The 13,909-nt window shown below is 59.0% G+C and carries 13 protein-coding genes and 4 tRNA genes; 9 read left to right on the forward strand and 8 right to left on the reverse strand.

What is annotated here, in order from left to right; translation table 11 throughout:
* The first annotated feature begins 15 nt into the window (after window positions 1–15).
* Genes GKKCFE_RS18525 through GKKCFE_RS18545 form a run of 5 tightly spaced genes read left to right on the forward strand, consistent with a single transcriptional unit; the run spans window position 16 to window position 5,091 of the window.
* Window positions 16–1,032 (forward strand): ABC transporter ATP-binding protein, encoded by a 1,017-nt coding sequence (locus GKKCFE_RS18525; RefSeq protein ID WP_288913223.1) that lies wholly within the window; start codon window positions 16–18, stop codon window positions 1,030–1,032.
* Window positions 1,029–2,018, forward strand: coding sequence for an ABC transporter ATP-binding protein (locus GKKCFE_RS18530; RefSeq protein WP_047230467.1), 990 nt, complete (start codon window positions 1,029–1,031; stop codon window positions 2,016–2,018). The genes GKKCFE_RS18525 and GKKCFE_RS18530 overlap by 4 nt, the downstream gene beginning before the upstream one ends.
* Entirely contained in the window at window positions 2,015–3,439 is a 1,425-nt protein-coding gene (locus GKKCFE_RS18535; protein ID WP_173406660.1) for a M20 family metallopeptidase, read from the forward strand. Before GKKCFE_RS18530 ends, GKKCFE_RS18535 begins: the two co-directional genes overlap by 4 nt.
* Window positions 3,436–4,590, forward strand: coding sequence for a M20 family metallopeptidase (locus GKKCFE_RS18540; RefSeq protein ID WP_160894122.1), 1,155 nt, complete (start codon window positions 3,436–3,438; stop codon window positions 4,588–4,590). The genes GKKCFE_RS18535 and GKKCFE_RS18540 overlap by 4 nt, the downstream gene beginning before the upstream one ends.
* A 36-nt stretch (window positions 4,591–4,626) precedes the next feature.
* Window positions 4,627–5,091 carry a transketolase gene (locus tag GKKCFE_RS18545; RefSeq protein ID WP_339490922.1) on the forward strand — a complete coding sequence of 155 codons (465 nt, stop codon included), beginning with the start codon at window positions 4,627–4,629 and terminating at the stop codon, window positions 5,089–5,091.
* 118 nt (window positions 5,092–5,209) lie between these two features.
* Here GKKCFE_RS18545 and GKKCFE_RS18550 read toward each other — a convergent pair whose 3' ends face one another.
* A complete protein-coding gene (locus GKKCFE_RS18550) occupies window positions 5,210–6,226 on the reverse strand; it encodes a 1-aminocyclopropane-1-carboxylate deaminase (protein WP_047230463.1) in 1,017 nt (338 codons plus the stop codon).
* A 198-nt stretch (window positions 6,227–6,424) separates the two neighbouring features.
* On the opposite strand from GKKCFE_RS18550, the gene GKKCFE_RS18555 reads away from it, so the two are divergent.
* Window positions 6,425–6,934: an Lrp/AsnC family transcriptional regulator gene (locus tag GKKCFE_RS18555; protein ID WP_047230462.1), complete on the forward strand. Its 510-nt coding sequence runs from the start codon at window positions 6,425–6,427 to the stop codon at window positions 6,932–6,934.
* Between the two features lie 159 nt (window positions 6,935–7,093).
* Here the strand turns inward: GKKCFE_RS18555 and GKKCFE_RS18560 are convergent.
* The 4 genes from GKKCFE_RS18560 to GKKCFE_RS18575 form a co-directional block, all read right to left on the reverse strand.
* Window positions 7,094–7,170, reverse strand: a tRNA-Asp gene (locus tag GKKCFE_RS18560).
* Between the two features lie 17 nt (window positions 7,171–7,187).
* Window positions 7,188–7,263: transfer RNA gene (locus GKKCFE_RS18565), tRNA-Val, on the reverse strand.
* Window positions 7,264–7,437: 174 nt separating this feature from the next.
* A tRNA-Asp gene (locus tag GKKCFE_RS18570) sits at window positions 7,438–7,514 on the reverse strand.
* Between the two features lie 20 nt (window positions 7,515–7,534).
* Window positions 7,535–7,610 (reverse strand) — tRNA-Val (locus GKKCFE_RS18575).
* A gap of 160 nt (window positions 7,611–7,770) precedes the next feature.
* On the opposite strand from GKKCFE_RS18575, the gene rdgC reads away from it, so the two are divergent.
* The 3 genes from rdgC to sugE all read left to right on the forward strand — a co-directional run bounded on the left by rdgC (window position 7,771) and on the right by sugE (window position 10,235).
* Window positions 7,771–8,691, forward strand: a complete 921-nt coding sequence (gene rdgC, locus GKKCFE_RS18580) for a recombination-associated protein RdgC (RefSeq protein WP_445576931.1) — start codon at window positions 7,771–7,773, stop codon at window positions 8,689–8,691.
* Between the two features lie 145 nt (window positions 8,692–8,836).
* Window positions 8,837–9,802 (forward strand): bile acid:sodium symporter family protein, encoded by a 966-nt coding sequence (locus tag GKKCFE_RS18585; protein WP_445576932.1) that lies wholly within the window; start codon window positions 8,837–8,839, stop codon window positions 9,800–9,802.
* A gap of 118 nt (window positions 9,803–9,920) precedes the next feature.
* The gene (gene sugE / locus GKKCFE_RS18590; RefSeq protein WP_047228696.1) at window positions 9,921–10,235 is read left to right on the forward strand and encodes a quaternary ammonium compound efflux SMR transporter SugE; all 315 of its coding nucleotides are present in this window, start codon (window positions 9,921–9,923) and stop codon (window positions 10,233–10,235) included.
* 145 nt (window positions 10,236–10,380) lie between these two features.
* Here sugE and GKKCFE_RS18595 read toward each other — a convergent pair whose 3' ends face one another.
* The 3 genes from GKKCFE_RS18595 to GKKCFE_RS18605 all read right to left on the reverse strand — a co-directional run bounded on the left by GKKCFE_RS18595 (window position 10,381) and on the right by GKKCFE_RS18605 (window position 13,899).
* Window positions 10,381–12,255 (reverse strand): MFS transporter, encoded by a 1,875-nt coding sequence (locus GKKCFE_RS18595; protein ID WP_445576933.1) that lies wholly within the window; start codon window positions 12,253–12,255, stop codon window positions 10,381–10,383.
* An 80-nt stretch (window positions 12,256–12,335) separates the two neighbouring features.
* Window positions 12,336–13,484: a TDT family transporter gene (locus tag GKKCFE_RS18600; RefSeq protein ID WP_445576934.1), complete on the reverse strand. Its 1,149-nt coding sequence runs from the start codon at window positions 13,482–13,484 to the stop codon at window positions 12,336–12,338.
* Window positions 13,485–13,587: 103 nt separating this feature from the next.
* Window positions 13,588–13,899, reverse strand: a complete 312-nt coding sequence (locus GKKCFE_RS18605; RefSeq protein WP_339490930.1) for a cupin domain-containing protein — start codon at window positions 13,897–13,899, stop codon at window positions 13,588–13,590.
* Window positions 13,900–13,909: the final 10 nt, after the last annotated feature.

Consider the following 13,909-nt stretch of genomic DNA (forward strand, 5'->3'; position numbering starts at 1 on the left):
AGAGGAGTACCGGACATGGCACTACTCCATGTTGAAAACCTGCGGGTGGACATTCCCATGGGCCATAACCCGACTGCGGATGACATGCTGCATGCGGTGCGCGGCCTGGATTTCCAGGTCGAGCGCGGCGAGATGCTGTGCATTGTCGGAGAGTCCGGCTGCGGCAAATCCCTGACCTCGCTGGCACTCATGGACCTGCTGCCCCGCAAGGCCAAGCGCACCGCCAGCCGACTGACACTGGACGGCATCGACCTGCTCGGCCAGAGCGAGCGAAGCATGTGCGACCTGCGCGGCAACCGTCTGGCGATGATCTTCCAGGAGCCTATGACCGCGCTGAACCCGGCCTACAGCATTGGAGACCAGCTCAGTGAAGTGTTGACCCGGCACCGCAAGGTGTCGCGCAAGGATGCGCTGGCCCGCGCCGCGCAGATGCTGGAAAAAGTCGGCATCAGCAATGCCGGCGAGCGTCTGCGTCAGTACCCGCATCAACTCTCCGGGGGGTTGCGCCAGCGGGTGATTATCGCCATGGCGTTGATGTGCGAGCCCGACCTGATCATCGCTGACGAGCCGACCACCGCACTGGACGTGACCATTCAGGCGCAAATCCTGCGCCTGATCCGCGATATTCAGAAAGAACTGGGGCTGGCGGTGATCTTTATCACCCACGACCTTGGCCTGGTGGCCCGCATCGCCGACCGGGTTGCCGTGATGTATGCCGGGGAAATCGTCGAAAGCGCTCCCGCGCAACAACTCTTCGAGAACCCGCGGCATCCGTACACCCGTGGCCTGCTGGCCAGCATCCCGATTCCAGGGCGGACCAAACCGGGCGAAGCGCTGGGCTCGATTCCCGGTCTGGTGCCGAGCCTGGTGGGTGAACAACACGGGTGTGCCTTTCGCAATCGTTGCGAGCATACCGTCCAGGCGTGTGCCCGGGACGTGCCCGAAGTGCAACAGGACGGACATATGGCGCGCTGCCTACTGGCGGCTTCTGGGCCGAAACCGATACTGATCAAAGAGAGTGCCCGGTCATGAAAAAAGACATCGCTCTGGAGCTGTGCGATATCCGTCGCGAGTTCCGCATCAGCAAAGGCTTTTTCAAACCTGCCGCCACACTGAAAGCAGTTGATGGCGTATCACTGCGCCTGATGCGCGGTGAAACCCTCGGTCTGGTGGGTGAGTCCGGTTGCGGCAAAAGCACCCTGGCCAAGATCCTGCTCGGCCTGCTACAGCCCACTCAAGGCGACGTGCTGGTCAATGGCAAACATCTGGCAGCGACAGATCGCAAGGAAATGTCCCGGCGTATCCAGCCGATTTTCCAGGATCCGTATTCGTCGCTGAACCCACGCAAGACCCTGCGCGAAATCATCACCCTGCCGTTGATCGTCCACGACATCGGCACCGCCACCGAACGACGCAAGAAAACCGAACAAATGCTGGATGTAGTCGGCCTTCCCAAGCGCGTGATCGATAGCTATCCAGCCCAGTTGTCCGGCGGCCAGCGCCAGCGCGTGGCGATTGCCAGGGCGCTGGTCATGCGTCCTGATGTGTTGATCTGCGACGAGCCGACTTCGGCGCTGGACGTGTCAGTGCAAGCGCAGATCCTCAATCTGTTGCAAGACCTCAAGCGCGAATTCGGCCTGACCTATCTGCTGATCAGCCACAACCTGGCGGTTATCGAGCACCTCGCCGATCGGGTGGCCGTGATGTATCTGGGGCGTATTGTCGAAGAACGCACCCGCCAGTCGCTGTTCGCCGAACCCGGCCATCCGTATACCCGCGCATTGCTGGATTCGGTGCTGACCCCCGATCCGCGCTTGGGCATTCCAGACATCGGCCTGCACGGCGCCTTCCCCAACCCGATGTCCCCGCCATCCGGCTGCACCTTTCACCCGCGCTGCCCGAACTGCATGGACCGTTGCAAAACGGCCTATCCGGCCAACGATCCAATTATCGGCGGCAACGTACGTTGCCACCTGCACGACAGTCCCACCCAAACACTGGAGCTTGTCCACTCATGAGTCGTTCCCAGGCCATCAGCAACACCCTCGAACAGTTCGACAACGGTGCTTTTTTCAACCTGCTCGAACGTAGTGTCGCCCTGCCCACCGAAAGCCAGGCGCAAGACAGCCAACCTGAGTTGTATCGCTACCTCAACGAGTTCATCACTCCGCATGTCGAAGCGCTGGGTTTCAGCGTAAAAATCTACGACAACCCGGTAGCGGAACGCGGACCATTCATGATCGCAACGCGCATTGAACACCCGGGGCTGCCCACCGTACTCAGCTATGGTCATGGTGATGTGGTGCGCGGCTATGCGGCGCAATGGCGTGAAGGCTTGTCACCGTGGCAAGTCACCGTCGAAGGTGATCGCTGGTACGGGCGCGGCACCGCCGATAACAAAGGCCAGCACCTGATCAACATCACCGCGCTGGAGCAGACCCTCAAGGCCCGCGAAGGCAAGCTCGGCTTCAACGTCAAACTGCTGCTGGAAATGGGCGAAGAAGAAGGTTCCCCCGGCCTCAATGCGTTCTGTGCCGCCCACCGCAAGGAGCTGGCGGCGGATATATTCATCGCCTCGGACGGCCCGCGTCTGGCCGCAACACGGCCTACCATTTTTCTAGGCTCACGCGGGGTGTTCAACTTCGAGCTGGCGGTCAATCTGCGCGAAGGCGCACACCACTCCGGTAATTGGGGCGGGCTGCTGGCCAATCCCGGCATCATCCTGGCCAACGCCATCGCCAGCATGATCGACGAACATGGCCGGGTAAAAGTCGAGGGCTTGCAGCCCAGCGCACTGCCGGATTCGGTGCGACAGGCGCTGGCCGACATCGAAGTCGGTGGCGGGCCGGATGATCCGCAAATCGACGCCAACTGGGGCCACCCGGATCTGTCGCTGAGCGAGAAAGTCTTTGGCTGGAATACCCTCGATGTCATTGCCTTCAAGACCGGCAATCCAGACGCCCCGGTGCATGCAATCCCCGGCAAGGCCAACGCTCACTGCCATATCCGCTTTGTGGTAAACAGCGATTACACGACCTTTATCCCCGCCGTGCGCGCTCACCTGGATGCCCATGGTTTCAACAATGTCGAGGTCAAGCAAAGCCGCATCGATGTCATGCACGCCACCCGGCTGGACCCGCAAAGCCCATGGGTGAACTGGGCGCTCGACTCGTTGACGCAAACCACCGGAAAGAAACCGGCGCTGCTGCCCAACCTTGGCGGCTCCTTGCCCAACGACGTGTTTGCCGACGTGCTCGGCCTGCCGACCTTGTGGGTGCCGCATTCGTACCCGGCCTGTTCACAACATGCGCCCAACGAGCACTTGCTGGCACCGGTGGTCAAAGAAAGTCTGCAGATCATGGCCGGGCTGTTCTGGGACCTGGGCAACGATGCGGCACGTCTGAGCGAGGAACATCGGGCACGGGAGCGTGCGCAATGAGCGAAACGCACCAACAGGCGCTGGACTGGCTCGCCGGCCAGCGCCCCGCCATGGAGTCGTTGTTGCAGCGTCTGGTCGATACCGATTCCAACAGCTATGACAAGGCGGGGGTCGATGCCGTGGGCGCATTGCTCGCAGCGGAACTAGAGGCCGACGGTATCGAGCTCAAGCGTATGCCGGTCGAAGGTTTTGGCGACGTACTGCTTGCCCAAGTACCCGGCGAGGCTGGCAAGCCGGTGCTGTTGCTGGGCCATCGCGACACGGTATTCCCCAAGGGCACGACCACCACCCGTGGCTTCAGCCGCGATGGCGACCTCGCCTACGGCCCCGGCGTAGCCGACATGAAAGGTGGGTTGGTGCTCAACTGCTTCGCCCTCAAGGCACTCAAGCGCGCCGGTCCTTTGCCCTGCCCGGTGCAGGTGCTCTATACCGGTGACGAAGAAATCGGCTCTGGCAGCGCCCGCAGCCATATCGAAAGCGCCGCCAAATCAGCCCGCGCCGTACTCAATACCGAGCCGGGACGGGCCAGCGGCAATGTGGTCAGCGCCCGTAAAGGCGGGGCTACACTGGTCATCGAAGTCAGTGGCCGCGCTGCGCACGCCGGCGTCAACCATGCCGACGGGGCCAGCGCCATCGAGGCACTGGCCCGAAAGATCGTCAAACTGCATGCCCTGACCGATTACCCCGCAGGCATCACCACCAATATCGGGCTGATCGCCGGCGGCACCTCCAGCAACACTGTCGCGCCCAACGCCTCGGCCAAGCTGGATGTACGGTTTATCGAGTCGCAACACTGGGAGCAGATATTCGCCGCCATCCAAGGCATCGTCGCTGAAGAGGAACTGCCCGGCACGAGCGCCATCCTCAAGGAAGCGACGACCTTCCTGCCGATGGAAGCACGGCACAGCGAGCAACTGCTGCACATCTATCAACAACAAGCACTGGCGCTAGGCTTCAGTGTCGAGGGCGAATTCACCGGCGGCTGCGCCGATTCCGGGTTCACCGCCAGCTTGGGCATTCCAACCCTGTGTGGCCTCGGGCCGGTGGGTGGCAAAGTCCACACCGATCGTGAATACCTGGAACTGGACACGCTGGTTCCACGCGCCCAGGCCTTGGTGGCAACCATTCTGGCCGTCGGCGAGAACCGTTGAGGCAATTAGCCTCTACCCATCACCGGGAGTACTTTCATGCATACGATTTCGCAATCCGCAGTCTGGATAAAAGCGCCATTAACGGATGTGGGGGTCGTTATTGTCACCAGTGCCGAACTGCCCGAATACCTCATCGACACGTTGCAGCTGGCGATCAAGGACTGGGACCAGGTGGCCTATCTGGTCGTCAAGCAGTCGCATGAGTTCATGCTCGACTGGCTCAGAGCCGGGTCTGAGGCATCGGAATCGAATCCATCCAGCCTGTGTCATGCCAGCCAGTTGCTGCGCTCAGTATCGAAAGGCTGCTACTTGCTTGATGTCGAAGTCAGCCCATTGCCCAGCCTGACTTGGCTGGGATCTGTCTGCGGCCACACATTGCGCTTCGTTAAACTGGGTAAAGTCGAGTTAACCGATGCCGCGATGGATAAGCAGGTGGAGGAGATCTTGTCGGTGGCCAGGGACCTGGCAAAAAGTGTCTTGCAAGAGCGCTATAGCGCCTGATGGGGCCAGGTTCAACGCTGGTCGGTCAAGTGCGACATTGAACCTGTGGCAAGGGAGGTGCTCCCGCGCCACAGCTTACTCATCGCTAGCGTCAACGCTTTACGGACTTGAAGCGCAATCATCCATTGCGGAACAGAAAGCTATAGGCGTTCAGCGCGGGAACCCCGCCCAAATGCGCATAAAGCACTTTCGAGCCTTCAGGGAACTCACCACGACGCACCATATCAATCATCCCGTGCATGGATTTACCTTCATACACCGGGTCTGTCAGTACGCCCTCAAGGCTCGCGCACAGTCGGATAGCTTCCAGCGTGCCGTCGTTGGGCAAGCCATATTCCGGGTAGGCGAAGCGCGTATCGAGGACCACGTCCTCTTCAGTGATCTCCCGACCCAGCTCCACCAGCTCAGCGGTGTGCCGAGCAATGCGCAAAATCTGTGCCTTGGTCTGCTCCGGTTTGGCCGAGGCGTCGATACCGATGACGTTCTTCGAGCGGCCGTCGGCAGCGAAACCGACCACCATGCCGGCCTGGGTACTACCGGTCACCGAACAGACCACAATGTAATCAAACTTGAAGCCCAGTTCTTTTTCCTGCTGCCGTACCTCTTCGGCGAAACCCACGAACCCGAGGCCGCCGTAGGGATGCTCGGAACACCCCGCCGGGATCGGGAATGGCTTGCCACCTCGCTCGACCACGTCGCTCATGGCCTTCTCCCAGCTAGGACGAATGCCGATGTCAAACCCGGCGGCGTCCAGACGTACCTCTGCACCCATGATCCGGGACATCTCGATATTGCCTACCCGGTCATACACCGCATCGGAGTAGTTCACCCAGTTTTCCTGCACCAGTACGCACTTCATACCCAGGTGAGCAGCGACGGCGGCTACCTGGCGGGTCTGGTTCGACTGGATTCCGCCGATGGAAACCAGGGTATCGCAGCCTTGCTCAAGCGCTTCGGGAATCAGGTATTCAAGCTTGCGGGTTTTGTTCCCGCCGAAAGCCAGGCCACTGTTGCAGTCTTCACGCTTGGCATACAACTGCACCTTGCCGCCCAAATGTTCGCTGAGACGCTTCAAGGGGGTGATGGGAGAGGGACCAAAGGTCAGCGGATAACGTTCGAAACGATTCAGGTTCATGACTCTGCTCCTTGTGTATTGAATATCCAAGCACCAGGCCGAAAGACAAAGGCTGCCTTCCAGGCTATTTCAGGGGGGCTTCGATGAGTTCAATATTAAGAAGAATATGAAAAATATGTGTTGCAAGTTTAAGGTACTTAAAGAACTATTATTTACGAAAACAATTACAGAACATACTTTAGTTGTTCGGGAAGAGAGATGAGCGCAACAAATAATCACAAGAAGCCTGAAGAAACAGCTGCGGCGCCGCAACCGCTTGATCGAACCGACCGAGCGATTCTCAAGACCCTGCAGCGCGATGCCTCCATCTCCAATGTGGCGCTTGCAGAGAAGGTGAAACTGAGCGCGCCGGCTTGCCTCAGGCGCGTCGAACGGCTCAAGCAGGCCGGCCTGATCAAGGGCATCGTCGCATTGCTGGACAGTGAGGCGCTGGACGCGGGAATGGTGGTGTTGATCGGCGTGGTACTGGACCGCTCCACACCGCAATCCTTTGCAGATTTCGAGGCGGCCGCACAAAAGGTATCCGGCTGTATGGAATGCCATGTGGTGACGGGAGAATTCGACTATTTCATGTTGCTGCGAACCAAGGACAGCCACAGCTTCAATCGACTGCATGCCGAACAGTTGCTTTACCTGCCCGGTGTTCGGCAGATCCGCTCGTTCATGGGGTTGCGCCAGGTCTTGTCGACGACCCACATACCCATTTGATGCTCATATCCGCCGAGGGGCAGCACCTGCTATATCACGGCCTTGCCGTTTGCTGGGCTGCTGATGGATTGCGATGAAACGCCATAAACGAAAAAAGCGGCCAAAGGCCGCTTATTCGGTAGCTTCCAGGCGTTCAGTGGGCCTAAGTGGAAGCGAATATGGCGCAGCGGACGGGACTCGAACCCGCGACCCCCGGCGTGACAGGCCGGTATTCTAACCGACTGAACTACCGCTGCGCGTAACATTGAAAGCTTGGTGGGTGATGACGGGATCGAACCGCCGACATTCTGCTTGTAAGGCAGACGCTCTCCCAGCTGAGCTAATCACCCTTCACTTTCGATGCGGGGCGCATTCTCTCACAAATTTTCGTAACGTGCTGATTTAATTAACTATTCAGCAAAAAATGTGATTAACGTGCACCGCAGGAACTGCAAACAGCAAAAAGCCCGCGTTAGCGGGCTTTCTGTGGTGATCTGGCGTTCAGTGTTCCAGATTACCGAATATGGCGCAGCGGACGGGACTCGAACCCGCGACCCCCGGCGTGACAGGCCGGTATTCTAACCGACTGAACTACCGCTGCGCGTAACACTTTGGAGCGAATGGTGGGTGATGACGGGATCGAACCGCCGACATTCTGCTTGTAAGGCAGACGCTCTCCCAGCTGAGCTAATCACCCTTCGCTTTCGGTGTGGCGCGCATTCTACGGAGCGTCCTCAAAGCTGGCAAGCACTTTTTAATTTAATTTTTTCAGGCCTTCCAAAGGCTTAGCGAAGGGTTGGCCTATGGCGCCGCGAAGAGAATAATGCCCCCCTTTGTATAAAGGAGAGACTCACCCCATGTGGTTCAAAAACCTGCTTATCTATCGCCTGACCCAAGATCTGCCTTTTGATGCCGAGGCGTTGGAAACTGCACTGGCCAGCAAACTGGCGCGTCCATGTGCAAGCCAGGAGTTGACCACTTACGGTTTCGTCGCGCCGTTCGGTAAAGGCGAAGACGCACCTCTGGTGCACATCAGCCAGAATTTCCTGCTGATCGCCGCACGCAAGGAAGAACGCATCCTGCCAGGCAGCGTCGTACGCGATGCCCTGAAAGAAAAGGTCGAAGAGATCGAAGCCGAACAAATGCGCAAGGTCTATAAAAAGGAACGGGACCAGCTCAAGGATGAAATCATCCAGGCGTTTTTGCCTCGCGCGTTCATTCGTCGCTCGTCCACCTTCGCCGCCATCGCACCGAAACAGGGTCTGATCCTGGTCAACTCCGCCAGCCCGAAACGCGCCGAAGACCTGCTCTCCACCCTGCGTGAAGTCCTCGGCTCGCTGCCGGTGCGCCCACTGACCGTGAAAACCGCACCCACCGCCATCATGACCGACTGGGTCAAGACCCAGAAAGCCGCCGACGATTTCTTCGTGCTGGATGAATGCGAGCTGCGCGACACTCATGAAGATGGCGGCATTGTGCGTTGCAAACGTCAGGACCTGACCAGCGACGAAATCCAGTTGCACTTGAACACCGGCAAGGTGGTGACCCAACTGTCGCTGGCCTGGCAGGACAAGCTGTCTTTCGTGCTCGACGACAAAATGGTGGTCAAGCGCCTGAAGTTCGAAGACTTGCTGCAGGACCAGGCGGAACAGGACGGCGGCGACGAGGCCCTCGGCCAACTGGACGCCAGCTTCACGCTGATGATGTTGACGTTTGGCGAGTTCCTGCCGGCGCTGGTAGAAGCGTTGGGTGGTGAAGAGATGCCTCAGGGGATCTGACAGCCCAATGATTACCCTTGTGGGAGCGAGCCTGCTCGCGATGGCAGAGTGACAGTTACCGACAGGTTGCCTGATACTCCGCTATCGCGAGCAGGCTCGCTCCCACAGTGTTTTTGTGGTGCTACTTAATAATAAGGATCAGGTCATGCGCGCACTGGCTGCATTGAGTCGTTTTGTCGGCAATACCTTCGCTTACTGGGTGCTGTTTTTTGCCGTGCTGGCATTCTTACTACCGCAATGGTTCGTCGACCTGAAAGTCGCCATCGTCCCCTTGCTGGGGCTGGTGATGTTCGGCATGGGCCTGGCGCTCAAGCTGGAGGACTTTGCCGAAGTGGGCCGTCATCCAGGGCGGGTGGTCCTGGGGGTGATTGCACAATTTGTCATCATGCCCGGCGTGGCGTGGCTGCTCTGCCAGGTATTCAGCCTGCCACCGGAGATTGCCGTCGGGGTGATTCTGGTGGGTTGCTGTCCGAGCGGCACCTCCTCCAATGTCATGACCTGGTTGGCCCGCGGCGACCTGGCTTTGGCCGTGTCGCTTTCGGCCATTACCACCCTACTCGCGCCTTTGCTGACCCCGGCGCTGATCTGGCTGCTGGCTTCCGCCTGGTTGCCGGTATCGTTCTCGGCGCTTTTCTGGTCGATCCTGCAGATCGTACTGCTGCCTATCGTGCTGGGCATCGTTGCTCAACGCCTGCTGGGACAACGGGTTCGTCACGCGGTGGAAGTGCTGCCGCTGATCTCGGTAGTGAGCATCGTGATCATTGTTGCGGCGGTAGTGGCGGCCAGTCAGGCGAAGATCGCCGAGTCCGGCCTGCTGATCATGGCGATCGTGATGCTGCATAACAGCTTCGGTTACCTGTTGGGTTACTTCACCGCTCGCCTGTTCGGGTTGCCACTGGCTCAGCGCAAGACCTTGTCGCTGGAGGTGGGCATGCAAAACTCCGGTTTGGGCGCAGCCCTGGCCAGTGCGCATTTCTCGCCGCTGGCGGCGGTGCCCAGCGCGCTGTTCAGCGTCTGGCACAATATTTCCGGGGCGCTGCTCTCGACGTATTTCCGCCGTATGAGCGAAAAGCAGGACCGTGAACTGCTCGCCCGCCAAGCGGCGGACTGAAAGACAGACTTGATCGAGTGGTCAATAATGGGCAATCTATATGCCCATCGCGGGGACGACCCCGCCACTCGATCGACCTAAATCCGGGGACGACCCCATCCATCGATGGAGGTGTGTGATGTCCTGGATCATTCTGTTTTTTGCCGGCCTGTTCGAAGTCGGTTGGGCTGTCGGCCTGAAGTACACCGACGGCTTCAGCCGCCCGCTCCCTACCGTATTGACCGTTGCGGCCATGGCTATCAGCCTTGGCCTGCTGGGCCTTGCGATGAAGGAATTGCCCCTGGGCACGGCCTATGCCATCTGGACCGGTGTCGGTGCCGTGGGCACGGTGATTGCCGGAATCATTCTGTTTGGTGAATCCATGGCGCTGGTTCGGCTAGCCAGTGTGGCGTTGATCGTTGCCGGGTTGATCGGACTTAAGGCCAGCGCCTGAACTCACCTGCAGGAACAATCTCTGTAGACACAGAGGCTTGTAGGGCTGGACCTGTGGGAGCAAGGCTTGCCCGGGAGGCGGTCTCAAGGACGCTATCGCGAGCAAGCTTTGCTCTCACATACCTACTTTCACAAGGCGTCTCTCGTTATCTGACAGCCCCGCGCAACTCCCCCACCAACGCCTGCAACTTCGCCGGTTCCGCCACCTCAACGGCGACCGCCGGCCCCGCCACCAACGTCACCCGCGACCACAACCGGCGAAACAGCCCCTTGTTCGGGTCACGACTGAAGAAACTGCCCCACAATCCCTGCAACGCCAGGGGAATCACCGGCACGGGAGTTTCCTGAAGAATGCGCGTCAGTCCGCCCTTGAACTCATTGATCTCACCATCGGCCGTCAATTTTCCTTCGGGGAAGATACACACCAACTCGCCGTTCTGCAGGTATTGAGCGATGCGCGTAAAGGCGCTTTCGTAGATATGAATGTCTTCCTGGCGCCCGGCAATCGGAATCGTCCCGGCGGTGCGAAAGATGAAATTGAGCACTGGCAGGTTGTAGATCTTGTAGTACATCACGAAGCGAATCGGCCGACGCACCGCGCCACCGATCAGCAACGCGTCGACGAAGGACACGTGATTGCAGACCAGCAGCGCGGCGCCTTCATCGGGAATCGCATCCAGGTTGCGATGTTCCACGCGGTACATGGAATGGCTCAGCAGCCAGATCATGAAACGCATGCTGAACTCAGGGACGATTTTGAAGATGTAGGTATTCACGCCAATGTTCAGCAGTGACACCACCAGAAACAGCTGGGGAATCGACAGTTCCAGCAGGCCCAGCAGGACAATGGAGACAATCGCCGAGACCACCATGAACAGCGCGTTGAGAATGTTGTTGGCGGCGATGACCCGCGCCCGCTCATTCTCGGCGGTGCGCGACTGGATCAGTGCGTACAGCGGCACGATGTAGAAACCACCAAAGACACCGAGCCCGAGGATGTCGATCAGCACCAGCCAGGCGTGGGCGAAACCGAGCACTTCGAGCCAGCCGTAGCCCTCGGCGCTGCCAGGAATTCCACCGGAATGCCACCACAACAGCAGCCCGAACACGGTCAGGCCGAACGAGCCGAAGGGCACCAGGCCGATCTCGACTTTACGCCCGGACAGCTTCTCGCACAGCATCGAACCCACGGCGATCCCCACTGAGAACACCGTCAGGATCAAGGTCACCACGGTTTCATCACCGTGCATCCAGTCCTTGGCGTAGGCCGGGATCTGGGTCAGATAAATCGCCCCGACAAACCAGAACCACGAGTTGCCGACAATGGAGCGGGACACCGCAGGGGTTTGTCCCAGGCCCAGTTTAAGCGTGGCCCAGGACTGGCTGAAAATGTTCCAGTTCAGGCGCATCTGCGGTGAAGCTGCCGCCGCCCGCGGAATGCCGCGACTCGCCAGGTAACCGGCTACGGCGATAACGACAATCGACGTCGCCACCACCGGCGCGTAATGCGCCGAGGACATCATGATCCCAGCGCCGATAGTGCCCAAGAGGATCGCCAGGAATGTGCCCATCTCCACCAGGCCATTGCCGCCGACCAGTTCGTCCTCGCGCAGCGCTTGTGGCAGGATCGAATATTTCACCGGCCCGAACAGCGCCGACTGGGTACCCATGGCGAACAGCGCCGCCAGCATCAACCACAAGTGATCGAACAGGAAACCCACCGCGCCGATCGCCATGATGGCGATTTCGCCGAATTTGATCAGACGAATCAACGCATCCTTGGCGAATTTTTCCCCGAACTGCCCTGCCAGTGCCGAGAACAAGAAGAACGGCAAGATAAACAGCAGCGCACACAGATTGACCCAGATCGAGCGGTCGCCCTCGATGGTCAGCCGATAGAGAATCGCCAGGATCAACGACTGCTTGAACACGTTGTCGTTGAACGCGCCAAGGGACTGCGTGATGAAAAACGGCAGGAAACGCCGCGTGCGGAGCAAGGTGAACTGCGAGGGGTGACTCATCTTCCATGTTCCTGAGTGGCGTGGTCGCTTATTGGAATGAGGTTTTTCGATCCAGGCCACACATTACCTGTCTTTAACGATTATTTCGCCAGCCCCGCAATGCATGGCGACACGAACAGCTCACCGTGCCAGGCGCCGAGCACCGTGCGGCGGCCGACGATCAGCCACATCACCGCCAGCATCGCCACCAGTACACAACCGAACACGGTAAAAAAACCCAGGCTCAGTAAGCTCGCCAGTTTTAGCGTTGCCAGCGCATACACGCCCAAGGGGAAGGTAAAGCCCCACCACCCGAGGTTGAACGGGATACCAGTGCGCAAATAGCGTGCGGTGATCAGCAGCGCCATCAGCATCCACCAGAAGCCGAAGCCCCACAGGGTGATACCGGCCACCACCCCCACGCCGGCGGCGACCTCACCTAAGCCCGGCAAGTCATTGGCGGCAAAAATCAGCGGCGCATCGCCTCCCAGCAACAACATGCCCAGAGCACCGGTCCCGATCGGGCCGAGGGCCAGCCAGCTGGAGGCGGCCATGTTTTCGTGGGGTAGTTTGTGCAGGGCCATGCGCAGCAGCAGAATCGTCAGAATGCTGAACGCTACGGGTAGGGAAAATGCCCAGAGGATGTAGCTGGTGACCAACATCACCAGTTGCGAATGAGCGTCTGCCAAATGCGGTGCCAACAACCCACCACTGGCGGCGGCGACTTCAGCGGCCACCACGGGCAATAGCCACACGGCGGTCATCTGGTCGATTCGGTGTTCCTGGCGGGTGAACATCAAAAACGGAATCAGCACGCCGCAGGCCAGGGCCATCGCCACGTCGATCCACCACAACGTTTCAGCCAACAGCACTACGCCCTCGCCCCAACGCGGTAAACCGAATACCAACAAACCATTGATGAGGGTCGCCAGCCCCATTGGAATGGTGCCGAAAAACATCGAAACCGTTGAATGACCGAAAATCCGCCGGGCCTCGTCGAAGAACAGCACCCAACGGGCGGTGTACAGCCCCGTGAACAACACGAACAACAGGACATTGAACAACCATACCCCTTCGGCCAGGAGGTGCAGGCCTGGGACATCCCCCGGCCATTGCGCCAGGGCCAGAGCCAATACGCCGGTGCCCATGACGACAGCAAACCAGTTAGGCGTGAACTGGCGAATGGCTTCCAATGGCCTGGGCAAATGACTGAGTGGGCGCAAACGGTTGGTTGCAGCACAGCATGGCATGGCGAATTCCTGCTCTGGGACGAGATAGAGCCATGCTAGATTCAAATCGAATATCTATATAACGGGTAATTTCTCTATATATTATCGATTATGCAAATATCGATCAGACGCTGCCCTCGGTCTCGATCACTAGAATTCGCGCTTCTCCCAATGGCTTGGCCAGATGTTCGGTGCCCACCGATGCATAGAAAATATCCCCCGCGCTCAGCAAGGTATCCTTTTCGATACCGTCTTCCCGATAGCACATCTGCACTTGCCCATCGAGCACCACGAAGACTTCCTCACCTTCATTGATGTGCCATTTGTAGGGCTGATCGGTCCAGTGCAGGCGCGTGGTAATGCCGTTCATGTTGGCGATATCCAACGCCGCCCAGGCGCGATCGCCAGTGAAGGATTTACTGCGGATGATGTTCAACTCAGATCGC

The organism is Pseudomonas sp. E141 (genome assembly GCF_052659885.1).

Bases quoted from the DNA above. Each gene is read 5' to 3' on its own strand.
- GKKCFE_RS18525 (WP_288913223.1), top strand. From the start codon at position 16: ATGGCACTACTCCATGTTGAAAACCTGCGGGTGGACATTCCCATGGGC.
- GKKCFE_RS18530 (WP_047230467.1), top strand. From the start codon at position 1,029: ATGAAAAAAGACATCGCTCTGGAGCTGTGCGATATCCGTCGCGAGTTC.
- GKKCFE_RS18535 (WP_173406660.1), top strand. From the start codon at position 2,015: ATGAGTCGTTCCCAGGCCATCAGCAACACCCTCGAACAGTTCGACAAC.
- GKKCFE_RS18540 (WP_160894122.1), top strand. From the start codon at position 3,436: ATGAGCGAAACGCACCAACAGGCGCTGGACTGGCTCGCCGGCCAGCGC.
- GKKCFE_RS18545 (WP_339490922.1), top strand. From the start codon at position 4,627: ATGCATACGATTTCGCAATCCGCAGTCTGGATAAAAGCGCCATTAACG.
- GKKCFE_RS18550 (WP_047230463.1), bottom strand. From the start codon at position 6,226: ATGAACCTGAATCGTTTCGAACGTTATCCGCTGACCTTTGGTCCCTCT.
- GKKCFE_RS18555 (WP_047230462.1), top strand. From the start codon at position 6,425: ATGAGCGCAACAAATAATCACAAGAAGCCTGAAGAAACAGCTGCGGCG.
- rdgC (WP_445576931.1), top strand. From the start codon at position 7,771: ATGTGGTTCAAAAACCTGCTTATCTATCGCCTGACCCAAGATCTGCCT.
- GKKCFE_RS18585 (WP_445576932.1), top strand. From the start codon at position 8,837: ATGCGCGCACTGGCTGCATTGAGTCGTTTTGTCGGCAATACCTTCGCT.
- sugE (WP_047228696.1), top strand. From the start codon at position 9,921: ATGTCCTGGATCATTCTGTTTTTTGCCGGCCTGTTCGAAGTCGGTTGG.
- GKKCFE_RS18595 (WP_445576933.1), bottom strand. From the start codon at position 12,255: ATGAGTCACCCCTCGCAGTTCACCTTGCTCCGCACGCGGCGTTTCCTG.
- GKKCFE_RS18600 (WP_445576934.1), bottom strand. From the start codon at position 13,484: ATGCCATGCTGTGCTGCAACCAACCGTTTGCGCCCACTCAGTCATTTG.